We start from the raw sequence: 23,985 nt of genomic DNA, 5'->3' as shown, positions 1-23,985 counted from the left end.
CTCAAGATGAGATTTCCCAACTTCGGTTATAAGATCCCTCAGAGATGATGAGGTCAATAGGTTCGAGGTGGAAGCACAGTAATGTGTGGAGCTGACGAATACTAATCGATCGAAGACTTAATCAAAAAAGATTTTTTATCGGTCTCGCTTGTCAATCACTTCTTCTTACTTATCTAGTTTTGAGAGTATATTCTCAATCTGTCTGGTGACGATGGCAGAGAGGTCACACCTGTTCCCATACCGAACACAGAAGTTAAGCTCTCTAGCGCCGATGGTAGTTGGACTTACGTTCCGCGAGAGTAGGACGTTGCCGGGCAATTTATAAATGGAGGATTAGCTCAGCTGGGAGAGCATCTGCCTTACAAGCAGAGGGTCGGCGGTTCGATCCCGTCATCCTCCACCATTTCTATTATGCCGGAATAGCTCAACTGGTAGAGCAACTGACTTGTAATCAGTAGGTTGAGGGTTCAAGTCCTTTTTCCGGCACCATGTAGAGCCATTAGCTCAGTTGGTAGAGCATTTGACTTTTAATCAAAGGGTCAGAGGTTCGAATCCTCTATGGCTCACCATTTCTTTTTAAAATTAATTGCGAGTGTGGCGGAACTGGCAGACGCACTAGACTTAGGATCTAGCGCCTACGGCGTGGGGGTTCGACTCCCTTCACTCGCACCATATATGCGGAAGTAGTTCAGTGGTAGAATACAACCTTGCCAAGGTTGGGGTCGCGGGTTCGAATCCCGTCTTCCGCTCCATTATTTTCAATATAACTGACAACTTATAATATAAAGTTGCCGGGGTGGCGGAACTGGCAGACGCACAGGACTTAAAATCCTGCGGTAAGTGATTACCGTACCGGTTCGATTCCGGTCCTCGGCACCATTTATGCGCCCGTAGCTCAATTGGATAGAGCGTTTGACTACGGATCAAAAGGTTAGGGGTTCGACTCCTCTCGGGCGCGCCATTTTATGCTACGGGAAGTAGCTCAGCTTGGTAGAGCACTTGGTTTGGGACCAAGGGGTCGCAGGTTCGAATCCTGTCTTCCCGACTTACTTCTTGAGTGATATATATGGGGGCTTAGCTCAGCTGGGAGAGCGCCTGCTTTGCACGCAGGAGGTCAGCGGTTCGATCCCGCTAGTCTCCACCATTTAAAATTAATATCATTTCGGCGGCGTAGCTCAGCTGGCTAGAGCGTACGGTTCATACCCGTGAGGTCGGGGGTTCGATCCCCTCTGCCGCCATTTATCTTTTTTAATAGTGAAACCTTGGATTTAGGACCTTTAGCTCAGTTGGTTAGAGCAAACGGCTCATAACCGTTGGGTCGCAGGTTCGAGTCCTGCAAGGTCCACTTATATAATGGAGGAATACCCAAGTCCGGCTGAAGGGATCGGTCTTGAAAACCGACAGGGGCTTTACGGCTCGCGGGGGTTCGAATCCCTCTTCCTCCGCCATTATTTTTTACTTCAGCAAACAGCAAGAATGAATACCTATTTATTATTAACGCGGGATGGAGCAGTCTGGTAGCTCGTCGGGCTCATAACCCGAAGGTCGGTGGTTCAAATCCGCCTCCCGCAACTAAGGTCCCGTGGTGTAGCGGTTAACATGCCTGCCTGTCACGCAGGAGATCGCCGGTTCGATCCCGGTCGGGACCGCCATGTATGGCTCAGTAGCTCAGTCGGTAGAGCAATGGATTGAAAATCCATGTGTCGGCGGTTCGATTCCGTCCTGAGCCATCTTTTTATTATGTTATGCCGGAATAGCTCAACTGGTAGAGCAACTGACTTGTAATCAGTAGGTTGAGGGTTCAAGTCCTTTTTCCGGCACCATGCATGGAGGGGTAGCGAAGTGGCTAAACGCGGCGGACTGTAAATCCGCTCCTTCGGGTTCGGCAGTTCGAATCTGCCCCCCTCCACCATAATAGGGGCATAGTTTAACGGTAGAATAGAGGTCTCCAAAACCTTTGATGTGGGTTCGATTCCTACTGCCCCTGCCATGGCGATTGTGGCGAAGTGGTTAACGCACCGGATTGTGGTTCCGGCATTCGTGGGTTCGATTCCCATCAGTCGCCCTTTATTATTGGGGTATAGCCAAGCGGTAAGGCAACGGACTTTGACTCCGTCACTCGTTGGTTCGAATCCAGCTACCCCAGCTTTTCATTAGGCGCCATAGCCAAGTGGTAAGGCCGAGGTCTGCAACACCTCTATCATCGGTTCAAATCCGGTTGGCGCCTCCATCTTAATTTAATTAATTCTGATGCAGGAGTAATCCTGTTTTTTTATATTCCAGACTCACTACATATGTAGTGAGTCTTTTTTTTACCTTAAAGTTTTCTTAAAAATAAGAAAAGTGATATTCAATTGAAGAGATTTCCTATATAATAAATTATATTACAATAAATTGAAAAGGGGACAATAAAATGAAGAAACTATTAGCAGCTGCACTTGCTGCATCAGTACTCACGACCGGTACTGTTCAAGTGACTGAAGCAGCATCCAAGATTGCCGTACCTGATCTTAAAGACAAAAAGACAGTTGATCAGTTAAAGAAGGGTACTTATTCGTTGCAAGGCATTCAGCTTGGCAGTTCATATGAACAAATCTATAAAAAGCTGGGTGTGCCCGGTACAGAGTATGAGAGCAGAAGTGATGACTGGACTTATTTGTCAGCTGACTATAATCAAGTAAATATCAGCTCAGAAGCAGATAGTCGTAAAGCGAAGGTCGCTGATATGAAAGTAGATAACATCTACTTTGATTACGCCGGTAAAAACTACAAACTAAAAGATATCAGTGCTGTACTCGGTAAATATAAGTATTCAGAGACATTTGATAATGATACGAAAGATATCAAAGACGACACACTAGATAGAGAATACGGGCACTTAACCTTGTTCTTTGAGCGACCTCAAGGTGAATGGGTCCTTACAGGCGGTTACATCAATAATGAAGTCAGGGAGACAGTCGATTCCTCAAAACTGAAAAATGCTGATTTCACAGCGTTAAAAGGCAGTGAATATAAGGCGATGAAAAAAGGGGATTATACCTTATTCGGAGTCAAACCCGGGATGACCAATGCTCAGATCGTTGCCAAAGTCGGTGAATCCTCTTCAGATGACATCACCCGCAAAAAGGGCCAAGTGAAAGAAGTAGTGGCAACATATGGCAGCGAAATGAATATCCTGTTCAACTACAATGTGCCGGCAGGTAATATATTGAAGCAGATCACCTTCTCATATGATCTCTATGACCATCCGCAGAAGCTGACAACAGCAGAAAAATATTTAGGCACAGCCACTTCAGTCAAAAACGGCAGTTACATGGAGGAGACAGATACAGGTAAGCAGTCGAAAATCTATACGACAACAAGGCAGTATGGTAAAAATGTGAAAGTAACCGCAGAAAAACATAACGGTTTATGGCTTGTTGCGACTGTGACATATCAATAACAATGAGGGAATCAGTCAGCTGATTCCCTTTTTCATGGCTTGACTGATCCAGACAGTTACTATATAATAAGCATACTGTCTTAATTTAATATTCTGCCACCGTGGCGGAATTGGCAGACGCGCCGGACTCAAAATCCGGTTCCTCACGGAGTGTCGGTTCGACCCCGACCGGTGGTATCTTAGAAATCCTCTCCATCTTAAATGGAGAGGATTTTGTTTTGTACAGCCATGTATGTCACCATGATGTGCTATGCTCCTTATCATCAAAAAAGTTGAACATGCCGTAGATCGCGCACATCATAATAAAATAACGAGATAAAACAGCAGTGATTTATTGACTGCTGTTAAGACTCTTATCTATAAGATAAAAATTGCTTATTTGAGGAGCAGAGCACGATAAGTAACTGACAAAATCACATTGACCACTTCATCTATAGATGATATGCTGTATTACAATTAAATAACTTATAAAGAGCAGACGGAGGGAATTGGCCCTATGAAGTCTCAGCAACCGGCAGCTGCACGGTGCTAACTCCAACAGGTTCGCCTGAAATATGAGTGTATACTTTAGTACTCCTCTTTTTCAGAGGGGTATTTTTTTATGGGAGGAAATTGCAATGTCTAATGAGTTCAGAAGAGGTTTAGAGCAGCGGCACGTCATGATGCTCAGTTTCGGTGGGGTGATCGGCACGGGACTGTTCCTCAGCACCGGCTATACGCTGCAGCAGGCAGGACCGATCGGCATGGTCATCAGTTATATCGTCGGGGCCTTACTGGTTTATATCGTGATGAAGTGTCTCGGGGCACTGGCGGTCAAGCACCCGGATGTCGGCGGGTTTCATACATATGCGAACATTTATATCCATCCGTCTGTCGGTCACGTCGTCGCCTGGAGCTACTGGCTGTGCTGGACCATTGCAATCGGTTCCGAGGTCACGGCAGGCGGTATTCTGTTTCAGAAATGGTTCCCGGATTTTCCGGTCTGGCTGTTCAGTCTCATATTCATCGTCATCATTATCGCGGTCAACATGACGTCGAGCCGGATCTACGGCGAAGCGGAGTTCTGGCTGTCGCTCATCAAAGTGCTTGCGATCATCGCCTTCATGCTGATCGGCCTGCTTATTCTGTTCAACGTGCTGCCGTCATCGCTCGAGCCTGTAACAGCAGGCGAGCAGTTATTCGATGTACCGAATGGTCTGTTCGGTATCTTCATCACGATGCTCGCTGTCAACTATGCGTTCAGCGGCACGGAGCTGATTGCGATTGCAGCAGGCGAGACGAAAAATCCTGAACATGTCATCCCGAAGACCATTCGTGCGACCGTCTGGCGGCTCGCCTTACTCTTCATCGGTACCATCGTCATCATGGTGCTGTTATTACCGACGGATCAAGCAAGTCTCCTGGAAAGCCCGTTTGTCTCGATTCTGGATAGCGTCGGCATCCCGTACGCAGGCGATATGATGAACTTCATCATCCTGACGGCACTCCTGTCCGCCGCGAACTCAGGACTTTATGCTGCGAGCAGAATGCTGTGGAGTCTGGCAGAACAGGACAATATCCTGCCGGTCGCGAAGAAACTGAGCAAGAACAGTATGCCGGTCAACGCCACAGTGATCAGCTTAGTAGGCGCGCTGTTGAGTCTGTTATCGAGCGTCATCGCGCCGACAACTGTCTATCTCGTCCTCGTCTCAGTCGCAGGCTTCGCGGTGGTCGTCGTCTGGATGAGCATCTGCCTGTCGCGCATCAACCAGCTTAAAAAAACAGGCGTGGCAAACCGCTCATCATACATCTTACCGGTGACAGGCTTCACTTTATGCCTCGTCTCATGCATCGGCGTGCTCTTCGATCCGAACCAGCGCCTCGCAACACTCATCGGCCTGCCGTTCTGCATCATCGTCGGCCTGATTCATTACTACGTCAAATACAGGAAAGGACGTGAGATCCATGAAGCTGCAAGATAAACTGAAGCAGGACATCACACTCCTCGACGGCGGCTTCGGCACGACCGTCGAACAATTCGGCTATGACGTCAAGCACCCGCTCTGGTCATCGAACTTGATCAAGCATCAGCCGGAAGCGGTGTATCAAGTCCATAAGGCTTTTGTCGACAGCGGCGCAGACATCATCCTGACCAATACTTACCAGGCAGCCGTGCCGTCATTTCTGAACAGCGGACTGACAAGAGATGATGCAGTGTACTACCTGCAGCAAGCAGTGACACTTGCAAGACGTGCCGCGACAGACCAGACAATCGTCGCCGGCTCGCTCGGACCATACGGCGCCATGCTCGGCAACGGTGCAGAGTATACAGGTGATTACGAAGTGACAGCGGAAGACTATATTCATTATCATCAAGAACGGCTGGATATATTGATAGCAGCAGGCATCACGGTCTTTGCCTTTGAGACAGTGCCTAATGTGGAAGAAATCAAGGCGATCAAGACATTGCTCAGTAACTATGACAATATCGAATGCTGGCTGTCCGTCACCTTGAGGGATAAGAACCACCTCTCAGACGGCACATCCCTGAAAGACGTTTGTGAAATCGTTAGCACCATTAAGAACATTCATGCATTCGGCGTCAACTGTACGAGCGCCAAAGTCATCGATGCCGCGGTTGAAGGCCTTCTGCAGCACAGTAAGCATCCACTTATCCTCTATCCGAACGGCGGCAGAACATATGACGCAGAGAAGAAAATCTGGATTGATCAGGAAGATAGTTCGCTCGTGGAAGCGGCTGTCAGATGGAAGGAGCAGGGTGTGAAGATCATCGGAGGCTGCTGTCAGGTGGGGCCTGAGGAGATAGGGGAGGTTGTAAAAAACTTTAAAGTGTAAAAAGAAATTGTTGACTCAAATAAATTACTATATAATTTTAATTAAGAGAATAGGTTATTCAAAATCACAAATCAAAGCATAATGTTGTTCTAAATTAATAAGAGTATTAAGAAAGGAGGAGGGATTATATGTTTAAAAATCTTAAACAGATGCAAGATTCATTAGATGATGTCTTAAACAAAAACTATAAAACTTTTGTTAAAGATAAAAAAAATGAAAATCCACTAATTAAAACATATATATTTGAAAATCATAGTGTTCAAAATGAAGCTAACAAAAAGGATGAAATTACCAAGATATTAAGAGGCATAGAGTTCGAAAAAAATACATCTACGCAGATAATCGAGACAATCGATGAAAATATGGTTATACTTACAATATTTGGTGTTGAATATTACTTTGACATAAGTAATTCTCGATTTTGGAAGATGCATTCTTTAGATTATGCTAAAAATACTGATAGGGTACAAAATACTTTATTGCAACAAAGAGAAATGGATAACATTTGGCTTCCTAGTGCATTTATGTATTCTACTGAGAATCGTTTGGGTGAGTTGTATAGTCTAGGTATTTCATTTAAAGATATTTTAAAGGAAGAAAAAAACTCAAATATTGAACGTTTCTTAAATGAAACGAATGATTTAAATCTGCACCTATCAAAAAAAATGGCTAAACCAATTATCAAAAGTTTATTGAATGAAAACTTTAAGAGAGAACTTTCAATTAAGACTATCGGATTATTAACTAGTGATGAAAATGACGAATTTATTGTAGATACACTAAAATATAATGGAAAATTTACTGCCAGGGGAAATTCTTTTTCTATGCACATTAACAATGTGAATAATATTCTTGATAATTATATGGGAAAAATTAGCGTGCTTGAAAATGATTACCCCTTACAATTAAAAGGAAAAAAAATTGATGGAAATTTTCTTGTGATAAAACTTGCAAGTGAAGTGAATATAGATAAATTTATTGAAAAAATGTGTGATGGCACTAAGCCTTTTAGATTATGGGCCACTCCTTATAAAATAAGAGAAAATGTTGTAAGGATCAAAGCGATTGATACACATATGGGAAATTATTCAAAAAGGTTGAACATCAATATAAACACCAGTAAAAAAACCTTAATAATTGAGTTGTTACCAGAATCATGTGGCAATTCTATTGCAAGACTTATTACTAATATTAATTTATTTGTGGACGCTAGTGCAAATTTGACAGTAGGTGATAAACAACATGAATATTTCCGATACTGAAAAGTTAAGTGAACTAGAATTATTAAACTTTTTTCTCAACTTATTAAAAGAAAATGCCCATGTGGGTGTTATAAATATTTTGTGTTTAAACAATTATACTTTATTTAGTATTGAGAAAAATGTAAGGACTGAGCAAGGAACAATAAAATTTGATATTTGTTTTAAGAAAGATAATGCAGCTTTTTATGGATTAGAATTAAAAGGTGGAAGATTCGATAATGATATAAGCCAAATTGAGAAATATAATAATTTTGAGCGTACACAATATTTAAGAAATGAAACTCTAAGTCATATTAATCAAAATAACTTTAGTGTACATATTATTTTTAATATTCAATTAAATAATACTATAGATAATTATATGGAAAATTTAATATATAGTGGTTTTACATTTAGAAATAATAAAATAATATTTGAATGTGAAACTGAGTTGTTTAAGTTGATAAATGAAGCCATGGAGACTACTGATATAGAGAATATTCAACGCATAATTCATTTCGATAAAGAAACAGAAGATAAAGATATAGCAAATGAAATTTGTAGTGAAGTAGATGCTTTATTAATGAATCAATGTAGTTTTACTATAGATGAGATAGTTAGCCGAGCATATTGTTCAATACCAGATATGGCTACAGTTATAGGTGCAGATGTAAGATCCTTCGGGAATAAAAAAGTGAAAAAAATGTTGGATCTTATGGGTAGAGTTGGTTATACCAAATTAATGAAATGGGAAAATCGACAATGGCATCCTTTGAAAACAATAAAATTAAATGATGTAAAAATTGCGAGACGTAACTATTTAGAATATATTAATAACCCATTCTCAAATCCAGAAAACAATCAAATGAGTATTGATGAGTTTATCGAGTAAAGTTTAATTAACTAGGAGATGGATAACCTTGAAGCAGATAAGAGTATCAATTGATTTAACCAGTTGGTCAAATGGATTTCCTCCAATGCCCTTTGTGATATATTCAAATAATCTGTTCAAATTCAAGATGGAAGAATTGATGAAAAGTGTCGTATATTCTACTAAATATCCGCATCTAAATAAAATGCTATTGAATGATTATTGGGCATTATTAAGATATTTTTATTGTTTTAGTAGCGATATAGACTTTAAACTTAGTGATATTTTTAAGGATGTTGATGCACATCAAAAAACGATTCTTAGTGATGATATCGGTATGGGCATGGCATATTGCTTTATGGATGCTACTGTAGGAATAAATGGATGGGTAGATACAAAATTCTTTTTAAAATATTATCCTTTTCTGAATCCGGTAAATAATGGGTATAGAGGGAACTATAAATCTCCAGACTTCTTAGTAATGGATTCTAACGATGAATTTTATTTAATAGAATGTAAAGGCACACAAAACTCTATTACATCACAAAACAAACAAATAAAAGATGGCAAGTTGCAAATCCAAGGAATAGTTGATCCAGAAAGTATAATCAAAGAAAAGCTCGTAATGAGTAGTTTTATAAGATATGAAAGTAGTACAAAGTCATCAATATTTAAAATTGTAGATCCGGAATTTAATTTAGATTTTTCTAAAGTAGAAAAATCTAAATTAAAACTATTTGTTATGAAATATGAGCTTTTCAAAGAACTGAGTTTTATATATCCAGATATTTTTACAGAAAAAAGATTCAACAATTACAATATTTTCAAACAATATTTTCAAAATAATAAGCATACGGATTTAAATGATATACATAATGACATAAAAATTGAATTTGATGGAAAAATTTTGGAAAATATAGAGAATTTTAGTAATTTCACTGACCTCATAAATCACTATAAAGTAAATAAGAATTTTTGCGATAAATTTAGTATCAATTATTCTTCATACGAGGAAAATAAAACAGATATAAAATCACAAAATAAAAGTTTAAATAAAAAGAAGCTCATTGAATATCTTATGGAAGATGAAAGACTTATTAAAAAAATTGGAGAAGAAAATATAAATAAAATCATTAATAATATAGTAATGAACAAGAACGCAGATCTTATTTATAATAAGAATATTGTTTCTGGGACATATGGAGTGAAAATGAAATTTAATTCTCCTTTTCTTGAAGCAGAAAAATGATTATTTCGTTTGTCAAAATAAGCTAGACAACTAAAAAAGCCTTCTGTGCTAAACTCAATATGTATTTCCGACCAAAGAAAACATAAGGAGTTAGCACAAATGGCCTATACACATCTTACCACGGATGAACTTGCGTTCATAGAATCATATTACCACCAGAAAATTTCGGTCAGTGAGATCTGCCGGAGAATTAAGCGTTCAAGACAGACCGTCTATAATGTAATTAATGCATTCAAAGCAGGTATATCTGCACTGGAATTCTATCAGAACTATAAGAAAAGAAAATCCCGTTGTGGAAGACGTAGAATCGTCCTTCCTAAGCATCAGACCAGTTATATTCGAGAAAGAATAGCCGACGGCTGGACACCTGACACTATCATAGGCAGGAATGAAGAATCTATCAGCTGCTCTGTTAAAACTCTGTACAGAATGTTTAGGGAATATATTCTTCCTGTTCAATCACTTCCAATGAAAGGGAAAAGAAAACCTAACGGTTATCATGAGAAAAGAGGTCGTCAGACTTTCAAACGCCACATTTCAGAAAGAACAGTTGAATTTCCTGACTTTGATAGAGAGTTCGGTCATCTTGAAGGAGATACGATTGTCGGTCGTCGTCATGGCAGCGCAGTCATCACCCTTATTGAACGTGTTTCTAAGATGATCATCACCCTACGACCGGAAGGTCGCAAGGCATCCGACATTGAAAAAGCATTAAACAGTATGTTTTCGGCTTTACCTTATCGTCTCTTTAAATCCATTACATTCGACTGCGTTAAAGAGTTTTCCAGCTGGAAGTCAATCAGTAACCAACACGATATATCTATCTTTTTTGCTGATCTAGGCACACCTTCGCAGCGTGGTCTTAATGAACATTCAAATGGAATGCTTAGAAGAAACGGTCTGGACAAAGATATGGATTTCAACACAGTTACAGACGACTATATTATTCAAGTTGCACATTCCCTAAATAATCGACCTAGAAAATCTCTTGGTTATAGGACACCATTGGAAGTATTTATGAGTTTCATCGAAGATGAGAAGTTGTCTAGCTTATTTTGACAAACGAAAAAACGAAAAAATAATAATAGCATAAAAGATTCTTTTACAGAAAAGTTTTATATAGGAGAATTATTCATGACAAAAGAAATCATTGAAGAGTTAGTAGATATTAATGAAAATATATTACTTAAAAAAGATCCAGAAATACTAAGAATATTATTAAAGGATCGTACAACTAAAAAAAATATAATCTGGGCCACAAAAAGCTATGAATTATTAGGGAAAGGATTTGAAGAAAACTCCCACATTAAAGTTCCTCTTATCACTGGAAATAGAGAAGGGGTTATAAGACCTAGAGTAGAAAAATTGAAATATGAGCAAAAATTGCGAACAAAGGGTAATGCGGAAGTCTTTACCCCTATGTCGATAGTTAAAAAACAAACTGAATTAATTGAGGAAACATTCAAACACTTACCTCTCGACAAATATTTATCGAAAACTATAATGGAGCTTACATGTGGTGAGGCCCCCTATATAGTAAATAGATATGACACTGTGACAGGAAAGACTATTCAAATATCAGAGAGAGCAGGATTTCTCGATAGGAAGTTACAAAAAATATGTCAAAATATCAAAAGTCACGATGAATGGTATCAAGCTGTTAAGTGTGCCTATAAAAATAGCTACGGATATGAATATCAAGGGGATTCTCTTTTATTAGCAAGAGAAAATTTATTCTATACATTCGTTGATTATTACATTTTTCAATTTAAAGCTGCTCCTTCTAAAGTTTTAAAAAAAGAAATAGCTAATATTATAAGTTTTAATATTTTTCAAATGGATGGTTTATTGTTATCAAAACCTTTTATTGAAAAGAGTAAAGAGATTGAGCAACTTGTTTTTTTTGAGGCAGATTTATTTAATGAAAACAATGTCAAAAACCAAATTGTGTATAAAGAAAATCGTCCATTAAATGTATTGACAACAAATAATAAAGGTAAGGGTGAATTAGCTATGAAGTTTGATGTTATTATTGGTAATCCCCCATATCAAGAAGAAGCTAAAGGTAGTAGTTCAAAAGATATGCCTATTTACCACAAGTTTTATGATGAAGCGATACAGTTGGCTGATATTTGTATTCTTATTACCCCTGCAAGATTTCTCTTTAATGCAGGAGGTACCCCTAAAAACTGGAATAAAAAAATGTTAAACAATAATCATCTTAAAGTTATTGATTATGAACAAAATAGCTCAAAAATTTTTGAGAATACTGATATTAAAGGTGGTATTGCAATAACATTATATGATAAAAATAAATATTTTGAACCAATAGGCGTTTTTTCTGCTTACCCAGAATTGAATTCAGTTTTGAATAAGGTCGAACACTATGGTTATTCCCCATTGTCTAATATAGTATATAACCGTGGGATTTATAGATATTCTAATTTAATTTATAAAGATCATCCTGAAAAGATGAATAGAATTTCTGACAGAAGAATAGCATCGAATGCTTTTAAAAATTTACCAGAATTATTTTATAAGACTAAGCCTAAAGATAACCATGAATATATACAAATAATTGGTAGAGAAAATAATAATAGAATTACACTATGGTTTAGAAAAGATTATATGAATGAACCAGAAAATTTTAATTCGTATAAAGTTATATTACCTAAAGCAAATGGATCAGGAGCAATTGGTGAAGTCTTATCTACACCCCTAATCGGGGCCCCCCTAATCGGGTATACAGAAACATTTATTTCTATAGGTAATTTTTCTGATGAATATGAAGCAAATGCTTTGAATAAATACATTAAGACTAAGTTTGCTAGGGCTATGTTAGGGATTCTTAAGATTACACAGGATAATACTAAAGCAGTTTGGGGAAAAGTTCCTATTCAAAATTTCAGTTCAAAATCTGATATAAATTGGGAGGGAACAATCTGTGAAATTAATCGTCAGTTATATAAAAAATATAATTTAAACCAACGTGAAATTGATTTTATTGAAAAAAATGTGAAGGAGATGAAATGATGTCACTTAACATTCAAACTTCACAACAAATAGAACCTAAAATTTATGCGTATATAACACCTGATAATATTAAGAAACAAGGTTGGATTAAAATTGGATATACCGAAAATGATACAGAAACACGAATCAAACAACAGACCCATACGGCCGGAATTAAGCCTATAATTTTATGGGAGCATGAAGCTCGATTTGACGGTGGAGGTTATTTTAAAGATTATGATTTTCATTCATACTTGACCAAAAATGGTGTCAAACGAGAGAAAGGTACTGAATGGTTTCTGTTTAATGGTGGACAAGATGAAGCTCTAAACTATTTTTATAATTTTAAACATAAAAATTATAAGGGTATCAATAAGAAAAGTGCTTCAGAGTATATCTTACGTGATGAACAAAAAAATGCTGTTGAGCAAACCATGGAATATTTCACTCATTATCAAGATGAATTTTTATGGAATGCAAAACCACGATTTGGAAAAACCTTAACAACGTATGATCTTGTGAGAAAGATGGATTTACAAAAAGTTTTAATAGTGACTAATCGGCCTTCTATTGCAAATTCTTGGTTTGATGATTATGAGAAATATATTTCTTGGCAGACAAGCTTCTATTTTGTTAGTGAGTCAAGTTCTCTGAAAGATAGAGTAACATTAACAAGGCAAGAGTTTAAAGAAAAATTAGATGCTGATATTGATGCTAAATGTATTGAATTTGTTAGTTTACAAGATTTAAAGGGATCTAAATATTTTGGTGGTAATCTTGATAAGCTAGAATGGATAGCTCATTTAGAATGGGATATGCTAATTATTGATGAAGCTCATGAGGCTATAGACACTTTTAAGACTGATATTGCTTTTGATAAAATTAAAAGGAAATTTACTTTGCACCTTTCGGGAACTCCATTTAAAGCTTTAGCAAGTGGGAAATTTAATGAAAACCAGATTTTCAACTGGACATATGAAGATGAACAGCTTGCTAAAAAAAATTGGAATAGACTTGAAAATAACCCTTATGAAACTCTACCTAAGTTAAACATGTATACTTATCAAATGTCATCAATGATTTCTGACCGTATTAATGAAGGCGCTCAAATAGACAAAGAAAACATGGATTATGCGTTTGATTTAAACGAATTCTTTGCGACAAATGATAAAGGACAGTTTATCCATAAAGCGGACGTTGAAAAATGGCTAGATACTTTAACTAAGGGTGAGAAATATCCATTTAGTACTCATAAACAAAGAAATGAACTCAAACATACATTATGGTTGCTAGATCGAGTCGCTAGTGCACGTGCGCTCCAAAGTTTATTAAAACAGCATCCGACATTTGAAAATTATGAAATTATATTGGCTGCTGGTGATGGTAAGGCTGAGGGAGATTATGTAGTAACTACTGATACTTCACTAAATAAAGTGAAAAATGCTATAAAAAAACATGATAAAACTATTACTTTATCTGTCGGTCAATTGACAACAGGTATAACCATTCCTGAATGGACAGCTGTATTAATGCTCAGCAATATGAAATCACCGGCTCTTTATATGCAAGCAGCTTTTAGAGCACAAAACCCATATGAATGGACAATTAATGATGGACAAAACGAAATTAGATACAAAAAAGAAGATGCTTATGTTTTTGATTTTGCCCCTGAAAGAACCCTTATTATATTTGATGAATTCGCAAATAATTTATCAACTAAGACAAACAATGGCAAAGGGACGCTAGAAGAGCGTAAAGTAAATATAAAAAGACTTTTAAATTTTTTTCCGGTGATTGGTGAAGACCAAGACGGAAAGATGATAGAGTTAAGTGCCGAGCAAGTAATGAGCATTCCCAAAACAATAAAAGCAACAGAGGTAGTAAAACGTGGTTTCATGAGTAACTTACTATTTTCCAATATTAGTAATATATTTTCCGCTCCTAGCGCTGCACTAGATATTCTGAACCGTTTACCAGAAGAGAAGCAAGGGAAAAGTGAGAAAGTAGAATCAATAATTGATACTAATGAAGTTGAAGTAGACGACCAAGGAGAAGTTAAGGTTTCTAATGAACTTGTGATATCAAAAACGGATGCTATTTTTGGAGAAAAGGTTTTTGATTTTAACAATCATTTTGAAGAATCAGAGATAGATCTATCGACTGATAGAGAAACTAAATTAATTGCAAAGAATGTAAGTCAATTATTAAAACCTCACATAACTGAAGTACAAGCAGAGTATCAACTGTCTAATAAAACGACGAATAGAGTTGTTAATCAAATTCAGCAAGAAATTGAGTATGAAGTTAAGCGACTTAACACGGAAACTAATATCAAAAAAGCTCACTTGGAAAATGAATATAAGAAAAGTTTAGAGGAAGCTGTAACAACTAAAGAAAGAATTGATGTTAAAGATTCATTTACAGACAATCTTGAACAATTATTAAAACAGCATACATCAGACTTAGCAACTCAGGTTAATACTAAAGTAGAAGAGCTTAAAAAAGATATCGTTTATGAAGAAGAAAGAAAGATTGAAGAGAAGAAAAAAAATACTATACAAGATGAGATTCGTAGTAGATTAAGAGGTTTTTCTCGTACGATTCCAAGTTTTATCATGGCATATGGTGACGACAATCTGACTTTAAATAATTTTGACCAATATACACCTGAGAATGTATTCGAAGAAGTTACAGGTATTACTTTAGAGGAATTTAAGTTTCTACGAGATGGTGGAACTTATACCGAGGAAGGAGTAATCAAACAATTTAAAGGCGGCTTATTTGATGAAGTAGTTTTTAATGAATCAATAAAAGAGTTTCTTAATAAAAAAGTTCAACTTGCTAATTATTTTGAAGACAATAAAGAAGATATATTTGATTATATACCTCCTCAAAAAACAAACCAGATTTTTACACCAAAAAAAGTAGTCATTAAGATGGTCGATGACTTAGAAAATGAAAATCCTGGTATATACGATGATTCTTCTAAAACTTTTTCTGATTTATATATGAAGTCAGGTTTATATATCACTGAAATTGTAAAAAGGCTCTTTAATAGTGATATAATTAAAAATAAAATACCTGATGACCATGAAAGATTAAAGCATATTCTTGAAAATCAAGTCTATGGATTAGCACCAAGTGAAATCATCTATAATATTGCTACTAATTTTATATTCGGCAATCTTGATAAAGAAATAAGTAGAAAAAACTTTAAGCATTTTGATATTGTTCCACATACTAAAACTGGAAATGTTGAAGAAGTCTTATCTGATTTATTTGAAAAGAATTAGCGACGTTAGTATAGGTAGTTAGAAATGGCTAAAATAGATAATCAATATATTTATGGTAGTACTAGTTTGAGGCGAACAACTATATCTTTTCTAAAGGAGTATTCCTATGACAATTAACACCTCTAAGCGTTATTTTTTTGTCGGCTCTCAAAACCGGGTAGATGAACCGAAGGACTTTTTAACAACTGGTAAATGGCGCCTTGGTTGGTTTGATGATGAAGATAATAAAGCTTATAAAACTGCGCTAAAACATCTTAAGAATATGAGAGCGGGAGATTTTATTTTTCTGAAATCAACTTTCACTCAGAAGAATAACCTTCCCTTTCAAAATGTTAATAACAGATCTGCATCTGTCATGCGCATATTAGCAGCTGGAATTATTAAATCAGTTGAAGCAGATGGACATACTGTTCTAGTTGATTGGTTCAAGGATTACACTGATGATTGAAAAGATTGGTATTTCTATACTGAACGTAATGCACTATGGGAGCCTGATTTAAAAACAGGTAGATTTGCTGTAGAGTTGATTGAGTTCGCTTTAAATCAAAAAGAACAGGATTATTCTCAGGCTCTCAATACTCCTGGCTGGTCTCATTTTGTGTTACCTGAAGGTAGTCCATTTGTGAGCATCCTTCAAAAGAATGTACCTTTAAAACTTTCTTATGAAGATCTAAAATCTAAAAATTTGATTGCTTATGAATTTAGAGGTAAGCGATACGAGCCTACTGGCAACCTAAATAAGTTTACATGGAAAGACTTTGTAAAAAAGATAGCTATCCATTTTAATCTTGTTGAGCAATCAGATATTGAGATTAAGCCTGAAGATGTATTCCCCGCATCAGTTATTGATAAGGAGTTTCTTTTAAAGAATATAGTTTTTAACTCTATCGGTTTTTATCGGACAGCCGAAGAAGTAGAGAATAAAAAAGTAGTGAGAAAATCAAATCCTGTCTGTAAGACAACTGAAATTGATTTTGGTGAAGCGAGTCTATGGTTTGGTTCTATTGCAGGCAATGATGCGATTTACTTGATACAAGGAATACTCAACAAATTCGGTAATGAAGAAGATTCAATTATCCTTTATTATACTGATAAAGTAGAACGTAAAATCTCTGAGGATACAGAAAAAGAAGTAGAAGAAATTTTTAAGGAAGAGAAAGTAACCGAGCGCCGTCACCTTAATACGATTCTTTTTGGGCCTCCTGGTACAGGTAAGACACACGAGGTGGAAAGCTATAAAAAGAACTTGATTGTTGATCAAGCTACAAATGATGACGAATATCATTTCGAAGGTCTAGGCTGGCGCCATGTGATTTACTTAGCTTTCAAAGAGAATAACTATAAGCCGATGACAGTAAAGGAAATAGAAGCAACTGAAGTTGTCCAGAAATTCGCAGCTACTAAAAAAAGTAAAACCCCTTACGGCACGATTTCGACCGCTATACTTGAACATTTAACTGCAGAGAGTACGACAATAGCTAATCGCAAAGGGACCGACTTGTTCACTAAAAAGAACAACAAATGGCAGCTCACTGAACAAGGCAGAAATGAAGCCGAGGAAGTGATGCTTCCAAAGGTTGCTGGTAATTCAATCGATTATTTCTATGACTTTATCACGTTCCACCAGTCTTTCGGCTATGAGGATTTTATTGAAGGGATCAGAGCTGTGGTCAACGAAAAAGAAGTCAGCTATGAAGTGCAGGAAGGCGTCTTTCTCCGCTTCTGTCGCAAGGCGATGAAAGATATCGAAAATGGAAATGATAATAACTTCTTATTCGTTATTGATGAAATTAACCGGGGCAATATCAGTAAGATATTCGGCGAGCTGATCACGCTTATTGAAGGCAATAAACGCATCAGCTATGTGGATGGCAGATGGTCCGGCATGCAGGCAACGCTTCCTTATTCCGGAGAATCGTTCGTTGTGCCTGACAATGTCTATATTCTCGGTACCATGAATACGGCTGACCGTTCGATTGCAACGATTGATACGGCACTCAGACGCCGCTTCGACTTTGTCGAGATGATGCCTGACAGTGAGGTTGTTCGGCGTGAGGTCGGTGAAGAGGGTATGATCGGTGATGTTGACGTCGCAGGTATTATGGAAGTGATGAATCAGCGCATCCAGTTCCTCTATGACAGGGAGCACACACTAGGCCATGCTTTGTTTCTTGAAGTAGAATCGCTTGAAGAACTCAAGCATCGTTTTGAGAATAAGATTATCCCGCTCTTGCAGGAATATTTCTTTGATGACTATCAGAAAATCAAAGCCGTGTTGAATGATGTGGAGGGTATCTATATTCAGCAGCGTCAGGAGAACTTAAATGATTTGTTTGATCCTCAATTGATTGTTGATTGGTACGATGAATCAACTGAAGTCTTTGAACTGAATCATGATGTGTCCATCGGTGACTTTGAGCAGTTCATCCGTAATGTCATCTCAAGACAGGAGGTCGTGAATGAGTAGGAACAGATATATCACTGTGGTTGAGTATGGGCGTATTCATACGGGAGATGTCTTCGGTGATGTCGTAATCTCACAGCAGGATATGATGGACTTGCGGCAGTTCATTGATGACAGCAACAGCTCAGATGCTTCAATCGCTGATTTCTTGAAGCCCATCAGAAATGGGGTGCAGGTCAACAACTATGTCGGTGTACTGAAGACGAAGTCAGGCCTCACTATTGAAGTACTACCGAAGATTTCTAGTAAGACTGAACAAATCAATCAGGTGAAGCAGCTCTTCTTTGACATGTTAAGGACTGTTAAGGACTGTTAAGGACGTGAACGGGAAGGTCTTTGATATGACGAATCTGGATGTCAGTCATCATTATCTGTTAGAGCTCTTTATCTCCATGTTTCTGCATGAAGTCAGCTTAATTGTCAAAAATGGTATGAATTCAGGTTATGTGATACATGAACGGAATGAGCCTTTCCTGAAGGGGAAGCTCCTCATGAATAAGCAGATTCAATATAATACAGTCAATAAAGCCCGTTTCTATAACCGTTTCGATGAATATCATCTCAATATTCCTGAGAATCAGATACTTAAGGCGACATTACTCTATTTACTGAAGGAAACTTCAGATCACCGTAACAACAGAATCATCAGAGAACTGCTTAACTATTTTGAACAGGTGAGTCTGTCACGTCACCCAGAGCAGCTCTTCAGCAAGGTGAAGACAAGCCGGCAATATGTATATTATGATCAGGCTCTGCAGTGGGCAGAGATATTTCTGCTGAAGAAGTCATTCACATCGTTCCGAGGAAACTCGCTTGCCTTTGCCCTTCTGTTCCCGATGGAGAAAGTGTTTGAGTCTTATATTGCGCATCACTTGAAAAAGATGCTGGGCAGTGATACCGTGCAAGCACAGGAAAGCCGTTATTATCTCTTTAAGGATGGCAAAGAAAGAGGGAATTACAGGCTCAGACCGGATATCGTAGTGAGAAAGAATAATGAAGCTCATGAAGTCATCATCATAGATACGAAATGGAAACGCCTCGATTCAACGGGCCCCTCCCAGGCCGATCTCTATCAGATGTATGCCTACTATACGAGATATCATCATCACCAGCAGAATGTGAAGAAAGTCGTGCTCCTTTATCCATACAGCCCATTATTCAAGGAACGGCAGTATGTGAGTAGGGGGCATAATATGACAGAAGAAGCGGTCGTGGAAGTGTGTTACGTGGACTTACTGAACCCGGATTGGCAAGGCAAGCTGATGAAGATATTAGGATAGATATTAAAAATGCAAAATCTCCTCTGAAACATTCTCAGAGGAGATTTTTTTACTTTACCCAATCCCCTAACAACTACGTCATTTCTTGTCACAACCATGTCATATACTCCTATAAAAAGGAGGTCATTTGCACATGGATAAATTCAAGAAGATGCTGTTTGAGTACTTTGTCGTCCTGGAGGAGGAATATGAGCCGCCGTCCATTAATGCTATTCTGCTGTTTCTCATGGTTCATACTCTTGTTTCTGCAACGGTGTTTTATCTGGGGAATTTGTAATAAGGCATCTTAAATTCTAAAGCCTGTTTTACTTTCTCCTCCCATCCATATTCTTCTTTGCCGCCATTCCCGGTAAATGTCATAGAGGCACACTAGAATCCAGAGAAGACTCAGTATACGCCATAACCACTCGTCACTCAGAAAAACGGTAAGGTAATAACAGATGGCGGCGAAGGCTATGATGCAGAGTCCCTGAATGATTGTATTGATCCATGACCAGCGCAGCCGGACTATCAGCGGATAGTGTCTGCTGTAATCTTCGCGGTTTAGGGTATTAGTGAAAATGTTTGTGCCGAAGCCTGCGACGAGTGTCAGTGCACCGAGTAGCATAAAGAGGGCATATAGATTATCTGGTGTCAGGCCTGATCTGATGATGTCAGGTAGATACAGCAAGCCGAGGATAAGCATGCCGATCTGACTGAAAAGAAGAATAGTGTCATATCTGTTCATATTCGTCTCCTTTACTAATCAAGAGTAATTTTAACCATTATATTATAGACCTAACAATGTGTAAATATCTACCGCAAAGGGAATAATCAACTATTACACGGGGGAGGTATTGTATGGATATTAAACGATTGTTTGAGAATGACAAGGTTTATTTCGCAGCTACATTGAATCCAGGTGCGACGGATGAGGAGATTGAGGCCCTTGTTGAAGTATTTAAGGCACCGCTTGATGAACAGTTCGTGGCGCTGTACCGGGAAGCGGATGGTGAGAGTTATGACAGTGTCGGTCTGTTCTTCGGTCTTGAGTGGCTGCCGCTGGAGGAAGTGATCAGGGAAGTCGAGTTCAATCAGGATGAAGCGGAAGAGATTGCTGTTTCTGTTGTGCCTGAAGGTGCCATTAAGGAAGAGTACTATCATGAGCTCTGGCTGCCTTTTGCGACTGACGGTTTCGGTAACTTCCTGGCTGTTGATACAGATCCGGGTGAGACGGGAACAAAGGGACAGGTCATCACCTATGGCAGCGATCTCGAGACGATGTATGTCGTCGCCGAGTCATTGAATGATTTCCTGGCCTTCATCGAGAAGACGATTGACACCGATCAGTACCATATAGACGAGGACGGGCGTTTTCACTATGGCCAGGATGAAGTGCTTTTCTTTGATAAACTGAAGGACATGGAGCTGCCTTTAAAAGGCTAAGTTCATTAGAGGTCATAAAATCAGATAAGCAGAGAACACCCCGACAGTTAGGATTCAATCTAACAGCCGGGGTGTTTTATATCTTATGGACACTTTTAATGTCATTGAATGCTATCGGTTTTAACTCAGCAGTTGCAGTGAGGCGGAATTCACTGTCTCCGTATATCCATAACTGATAAGGCTGGTAGTGTGTATAGCCGTTATCGTCTAATAAATGCTGCTGTATCAATTCTTTCTGGTGAAACAGTTCTTTAATCCATGGAATCTCCATCAGCTTCTCTGTTTAGCTGATCTAAAACATTTGTCTATATCATTAATATTTGAATTATAAAAATTAAAATAAATTGTAAATAAATGTTGTAAAATGTTAATCATACATTAAAATTAAAATATAACAAAAAAGAAAAGTGGATAAAAAATGCGGAAATATCAATTAGGAATTGTAGTAATAATTGTTGTATCTTTTTTTAGTTACCAAGTATTTGCCAATACAAATCATTTAGAACCAAGCAATAAAGAACAGAAAAACTCTACTGACAGAAGCTTGAGTGGAACTCATGTAACACCACGTGATTTAGTTCAAGATTCTGATGTTTATGTAGTTAGTTCAAGAAAATAGATGCCTAAAATTATAACCTATATATCATTGCTGATAAGTATTTTAATTCTGCTATTATTTATTTTCTTTCAAAATGATAAAGATGAAACTGTTAAAATTAACCCAGATAAAGAGACAATCCTTTATGTGTTTGGCCATGGCTTTAATAAATCCGGGAAGATCGTTAGGATGGACGATGATAAGGTAGTGAAAGAATCAAAGCTTTACAGAGAGAATCTTAATGCTTTGAAGTCCCGTGGAAATCGACATTACTTATGGAGTGGTCACAATAAGAAGTTAGTTGAGATTGATTCTAGTCTTAACCTTAAAGAAAAGACTAACAAAAAAGATGATATTCTATTCTTTGATAAGAAAGAAGATATAGAAGTAATCGCCTATAATATTGATACTACAAAAACCACAGTAGAAATTAAAGATGGTAACCAAAAGATAACTAAGAATTTCCCACCACTAGTTGTCAAAAGTTTAATTACTGATAAAAAGATATACTTGTACTCTGATAATATGATTAATAATTTAGCTGCTGTATACGTTTATGACAGGGAAAAAGAAAATTTTGAAGAGATCACATTGCATCATATCAATGCATCTGAGATGAAGTTAGTGAACGATAAGTTAGTTTTAACTACAGAAAATGAACTTACGGTGATTAATACGACAACAAAGGATGTTAAGTATTATCCTTTAAAAAATCATCAACTATTATTAAATATCAGTGATATTAATAAAGAAATGTACATTACTTATGCAGAAGAAGGTCAACTTGGTGTTATGAAAGTGAGTGAGCAAGGAAACGTTAAGTTAGATCGTTCTATGCCATTTAGATACTATGATAGCAAAGTAGTTGGAAATAAATTATATGCCATAGATATTGATGAAGATAAAAAGCTTGAATATACAATGAACATCATTGATATAGAGCAATGGAAAGTGATAAAAAAATATAGAATACCGCATCAAGAGAATAATTTAACAGATTTTGAAGTTATCAACAAAGCCTCCAACGAATAATTTTGGAGGCTTTATTGTAATTAACCGGACTCTTAAACGATAGGTTCTTTTTGGCATCAATCCAAACTCACAAGCAGAGCAATCCGGAACATTAGAGACTCTATCTAACATGGCACTGCCTTTAAAAGGCTGAGTTCATTAAGCGTAATAAAATCAGATAAGCGTAGAAGGGTTAAAGATACCCCGACAGTTAGGATCCAGTCTAACAGCCGGGGGTTTTATATTTTATGGACACTTTTAATGTCATTGAATGCTATCAGTTTCAACTCAGCAGTTGCAGTGAGGCGGAATTCTAGCCAGGCATGGTTTATATCTTCTTCATCCAGACTTTCCATACGCCCAATCAGTACTTGGTTGTTATGCAGTGTCAGTCTGACTTCACTGTCTCCGTATATCCATAGCTGATAAGGCTGATAGTTAGTGTAACCATTATCATCAGATAAATGCTGCTGAATCAATGCTTTACGTTCATATAAATCTTTGACCCAGGTATTCGTCATTATTTGTTCAAGGTCATAGTCATAGCCGAACTGTTCAATCAAAGTCTCTTCGACTGCGTGATCAACCATGTTTAGTACATAATCCATTTCTTCTTCCAAACTGTCTACAAGATCATAGCTATATTTTAACAAAAACTTTCGGTCTTCATCTCTAATTGCTAATAGTGAGGGTATCATGGACATGTCCTTTCTAATTATCGAGTTATCCTAGCTATTAATTTTAACGAATAAATATGTCCACTTGCGCTTGAATAAGTATGGAAAGTGACTTTTCTATTTCCTAGAAGCGTGACTCCTTCAAATACTTCCGCCGCTTCGCTTCTCTATAAATCACTGTGATACACATACCTATCCACAAGACACAGAAGAGGGGCCATAGCTTTTGCCCGGGGAAGTAAGTGAGCGTAAATATCAGGCAGCCGATGAAAGCGATAAGGCATACAGATTGGATGGCTGTGTTGATCCAAGACCATTTAATACTGACAGCCGCCGGATAATCTTTTGCTGGATCTTCCCGGTCCAGCGTATTAGTATAAATGCCGGTAAAATAACTGGCTACAAGAGAAAGCGCACCGAATAACATAATGAGCGTAAAGTAATTATCTTTGTTTAATCCTTCTCTGACTATACCAGGTAAGCTGCAGAGCGCCACGATGACAATCAGACTTTGAGCAAGAAAAGAGATAGCGTCACTTTTCGACATAGTTTTCCTCCTTCAACGAACTTTGAAGTAACAGTTCGAT

Annotated in this window: 21 protein-coding genes, 22 tRNA genes, 2 rRNA genes and 1 riboswitch; of the genes, 41 read left to right on the top strand and 4 right to left on the bottom strand. The window is 37.6% G+C overall.

Annotated elements, in window-relative coordinates:
• The 38 genes from ERX40_RS06030 to ERX40_RS11240 all read left to right on the top strand — a co-directional run.
• Positions 1-125 (top strand): 23S ribosomal RNA (locus tag ERX40_RS06030); the annotation flags it as partial.
• A 76-nt stretch (positions 126-201) separates the two neighbouring features.
• Positions 202-316, top strand: a 5S ribosomal RNA gene (rrf, locus tag ERX40_RS06025).
• Between the two features lie 11 nt (positions 317-327).
• Positions 328-403, top strand: a tRNA-Val gene (locus tag ERX40_RS06020).
• Between the two features lie 10 nt (positions 404-413).
• Positions 414-489, top strand: a tRNA-Thr gene (locus ERX40_RS06015).
• Positions 490-493: 4 nt separating this feature from the next.
• A tRNA-Lys gene (locus tag ERX40_RS06010) sits at positions 494-569 on the top strand.
• Between the two features lie 19 nt (positions 570-588).
• Positions 589-672 (top strand) — tRNA-Leu (locus tag ERX40_RS06005).
• Positions 673-677: 5 nt separating this feature from the next.
• Positions 678-752, top strand: a tRNA-Gly gene (locus tag ERX40_RS06000).
• Positions 753-790: 38 nt separating this feature from the next.
• A tRNA-Leu gene (locus ERX40_RS05995) sits at positions 791-879 on the top strand.
• A 5-nt stretch (positions 880-884) separates the two neighbouring features.
• Positions 885-961, top strand: a tRNA-Arg gene (locus tag ERX40_RS05990).
• Between the two features lie 10 nt (positions 962-971).
• A tRNA-Pro gene (locus ERX40_RS05985) sits at positions 972-1,045 on the top strand.
• A gap of 23 nt (positions 1,046-1,068) precedes the next feature.
• Positions 1,069-1,144 (top strand) — tRNA-Ala (locus ERX40_RS05980).
• A 20-nt stretch (positions 1,145-1,164) separates the two neighbouring features.
• A tRNA-Met gene (locus ERX40_RS05975) sits at positions 1,165-1,238 on the top strand.
• 33 nt (positions 1,239-1,271) lie between these two features.
• A tRNA-Ile gene (locus ERX40_RS05970) sits at positions 1,272-1,345 on the top strand.
• 10 nt (positions 1,346-1,355) lie between these two features.
• Positions 1,356-1,448 (top strand) — tRNA-Ser (locus ERX40_RS05965).
• 50 nt (positions 1,449-1,498) lie between these two features.
• Positions 1,499-1,572, top strand: a tRNA-Met gene (locus tag ERX40_RS05960).
• Between the two features lie 4 nt (positions 1,573-1,576).
• Positions 1,577-1,652: transfer RNA gene (locus tag ERX40_RS05955), tRNA-Asp, on the top strand.
• Between the two features lie 5 nt (positions 1,653-1,657).
• Positions 1,658-1,730, top strand: a tRNA-Phe gene (locus tag ERX40_RS05950).
• A gap of 17 nt (positions 1,731-1,747) precedes the next feature.
• Positions 1,748-1,823 (top strand) — tRNA-Thr (locus tag ERX40_RS05945).
• A 5-nt stretch (positions 1,824-1,828) separates the two neighbouring features.
• Positions 1,829-1,912 (top strand) — tRNA-Tyr (locus ERX40_RS05940).
• A 4-nt stretch (positions 1,913-1,916) separates the two neighbouring features.
• Positions 1,917-1,990 (top strand) — tRNA-Trp (locus ERX40_RS05935).
• A 2-nt stretch (positions 1,991-1,992) separates the two neighbouring features.
• Positions 1,993-2,065: transfer RNA gene (locus ERX40_RS05930), tRNA-His, on the top strand.
• Between the two features lie 9 nt (positions 2,066-2,074).
• Positions 2,075-2,146 (top strand) — tRNA-Gln (locus tag ERX40_RS05925).
• Between the two features lie 10 nt (positions 2,147-2,156).
• A tRNA-Cys gene (locus tag ERX40_RS05920) sits at positions 2,157-2,230 on the top strand.
• A 183-nt stretch (positions 2,231-2,413) separates the two neighbouring features.
• A complete protein-coding gene (locus tag ERX40_RS05915) occupies positions 2,414-3,442 on the top strand; it encodes a hypothetical protein (protein ID WP_133417557.1) in 1,029 nt (342 codons plus the stop codon).
• A 95-nt stretch (positions 3,443-3,537) separates the two neighbouring features.
• A tRNA-Leu gene (locus ERX40_RS05910) sits at positions 3,538-3,619 on the top strand.
• Positions 3,620-3,904: 285 nt separating this feature from the next.
• Positions 3,905-4,003: riboswitch (SAM riboswitch) on the top strand.
• Positions 4,004-4,059: 56 nt separating this feature from the next.
• Positions 4,060-5,403: an amino acid permease gene (locus tag ERX40_RS05905; RefSeq protein ID WP_133417556.1), complete on the top strand. Its 1,344-nt coding sequence runs from the start codon at positions 4,060-4,062 to the stop codon at positions 5,401-5,403.
• Positions 5,387-6,277, top strand: coding sequence for a homocysteine S-methyltransferase (gene mmuM / locus ERX40_RS05900; RefSeq protein ID WP_133417555.1), 891 nt, complete (start codon positions 5,387-5,389; stop codon positions 6,275-6,277). The genes ERX40_RS05905 and mmuM overlap by 17 nt, the downstream gene beginning before the upstream one ends.
• 128 nt (positions 6,278-6,405) lie before the next feature.
• Entirely contained in the window at positions 6,406-7,539 is a 1,134-nt protein-coding gene (locus ERX40_RS05895) for a hypothetical protein (RefSeq protein ID WP_133417554.1), read from the top strand.
• Positions 7,520-8,410 (top strand): hypothetical protein, encoded by an 891-nt coding sequence (locus tag ERX40_RS05890; protein WP_133417553.1) that lies wholly within the window; start codon positions 7,520-7,522, stop codon positions 8,408-8,410. Before ERX40_RS05895 ends, ERX40_RS05890 begins: the two co-directional genes overlap by 20 nt.
• A gap of 28 nt (positions 8,411-8,438) precedes the next feature.
• Complete coding sequence (locus ERX40_RS05885) at positions 8,439-9,638, top strand: hypothetical protein (RefSeq protein ID WP_133417552.1); 1,200 nt, start codon at positions 8,439-8,441, stop codon at positions 9,636-9,638.
• A 99-nt stretch (positions 9,639-9,737) separates the two neighbouring features.
• Positions 9,738-10,697: an IS30 family transposase gene (locus tag ERX40_RS05880; RefSeq protein ID WP_133417551.1), complete on the top strand. Its 960-nt coding sequence runs from the start codon at positions 9,738-9,740 to the stop codon at positions 10,695-10,697.
• Between the two features lie 75 nt (positions 10,698-10,772).
• Positions 10,773-12,671: an Eco57I restriction-modification methylase domain-containing protein gene (locus ERX40_RS11435; protein WP_133417550.1), complete on the top strand. Its 1,899-nt coding sequence runs from the start codon at positions 10,773-10,775 to the stop codon at positions 12,669-12,671.
• Positions 12,671-15,943: a DEAD/DEAH box helicase family protein gene (locus tag ERX40_RS05870; protein ID WP_133417549.1), complete on the top strand. Its 3,273-nt coding sequence runs from the start codon at positions 12,671-12,673 to the stop codon at positions 15,941-15,943. Before ERX40_RS11435 ends, ERX40_RS05870 begins: the two co-directional genes overlap by 1 nt.
• Positions 15,944-16,049: 106 nt before the next feature.
• Positions 16,050-16,391, top strand: a complete 342-nt coding sequence (locus ERX40_RS05865; RefSeq protein WP_133417548.1) for a hypothetical protein — start codon at positions 16,050-16,052, stop codon at positions 16,389-16,391.
• Positions 16,392-16,874: 483 nt separating this feature from the next.
• Entirely contained in the window at positions 16,875-18,410 is a 1,536-nt protein-coding gene (locus ERX40_RS05860) for an McrB family protein (protein WP_133417547.1), read from the top strand.
• The gene (locus tag ERX40_RS11380) at positions 18,403-18,723 is read left to right on the top strand and encodes a 5-methylcytosine restriction system specificity protein McrC (RefSeq protein WP_208001654.1); all 321 of its coding nucleotides are present in this window, start codon (positions 18,403-18,405) and stop codon (positions 18,721-18,723) included. The genes ERX40_RS05860 and ERX40_RS11380 overlap by 8 nt, the downstream gene beginning before the upstream one ends.
• Positions 18,724-18,727: 4 nt before the next feature.
• Positions 18,728-19,687, top strand: coding sequence for a 5-methylcytosine restriction system specificity protein McrC (locus tag ERX40_RS05855; protein WP_208001653.1), 960 nt, complete (start codon positions 18,728-18,730; stop codon positions 19,685-19,687).
• A 133-nt stretch (positions 19,688-19,820) separates the two neighbouring features.
• Complete coding sequence (locus ERX40_RS11240; RefSeq protein ID WP_165980676.1) at positions 19,821-19,964, top strand: hypothetical protein; 144 nt, start codon at positions 19,821-19,823, stop codon at positions 19,962-19,964.
• Between the two features lie 9 nt (positions 19,965-19,973).
• Here ERX40_RS11240 and ERX40_RS05850 read toward each other — a convergent pair whose 3' ends face one another.
• Positions 19,974-20,414, bottom strand: coding sequence for a hypothetical protein (locus ERX40_RS05850; RefSeq protein WP_133417546.1), 441 nt, complete (start codon positions 20,412-20,414; stop codon positions 19,974-19,976).
• A gap of 113 nt (positions 20,415-20,527) precedes the next feature.
• On the opposite strand from ERX40_RS05850, the gene ERX40_RS05845 reads away from it, so the two are divergent.
• A complete protein-coding gene (locus tag ERX40_RS05845; protein WP_133417545.1) occupies positions 20,528-21,112 on the top strand; it encodes an SMI1/KNR4 family protein in 585 nt (194 codons plus the stop codon).
• A gap of 76 nt (positions 21,113-21,188) precedes the next feature.
• Here the strand turns inward: ERX40_RS05845 and ERX40_RS05840 are convergent, their stop codons facing one another.
• On the bottom strand, positions 21,189-21,383 hold the full coding sequence (locus ERX40_RS05840) for a hypothetical protein (RefSeq protein WP_133417544.1): 195 nt from the start codon (positions 21,381-21,383) through the stop codon (positions 21,189-21,191).
• A 147-nt stretch (positions 21,384-21,530) separates the two neighbouring features.
• Here ERX40_RS05840 and ERX40_RS05835 point away from each other — a divergent pair, with 147 nt between their 5' ends.
• Together ERX40_RS05835 and ERX40_RS05830 are read left to right on the top strand one after the other, a co-directional pair.
• Positions 21,531-21,731, top strand: coding sequence for a hypothetical protein (locus ERX40_RS05835; protein ID WP_133417543.1), 201 nt, complete (start codon positions 21,531-21,533; stop codon positions 21,729-21,731).
• Positions 21,732-22,742 (top strand): hypothetical protein, encoded by a 1,011-nt coding sequence (locus tag ERX40_RS05830; protein WP_133417542.1) that lies wholly within the window; start codon positions 21,732-21,734, stop codon positions 22,740-22,742.
• Between the two features lie 218 nt (positions 22,743-22,960).
• Here the strand turns inward: ERX40_RS05830 and ERX40_RS05825 are convergent, their stop codons facing one another.
• Together ERX40_RS05825 and ERX40_RS05820 are read right to left on the bottom strand one after the other, a co-directional pair.
• Positions 22,961-23,329, bottom strand: coding sequence for a hypothetical protein (locus tag ERX40_RS05825; RefSeq protein WP_133417541.1), 369 nt, complete (start codon positions 23,327-23,329; stop codon positions 22,961-22,963).
• A gap of 193 nt (positions 23,330-23,522) precedes the next feature.
• Entirely contained in the window at positions 23,523-23,945 is a 423-nt protein-coding gene (locus ERX40_RS05820) for a hypothetical protein (protein WP_133417540.1), read from the bottom strand.
• Between the last annotated feature and the right edge of the window lie 40 nt (positions 23,946-23,985).

Origin of the sequence: Macrococcus carouselicus (genome assembly GCF_004359515.1) — a bacterium.
Lineage (GTDB): Bacteria > Bacillota > Bacilli > Staphylococcales > Staphylococcaceae > Macrococcus > Macrococcus carouselicus.
This window is presented reverse-complemented; position numbering and strand designations above follow the sequence as displayed.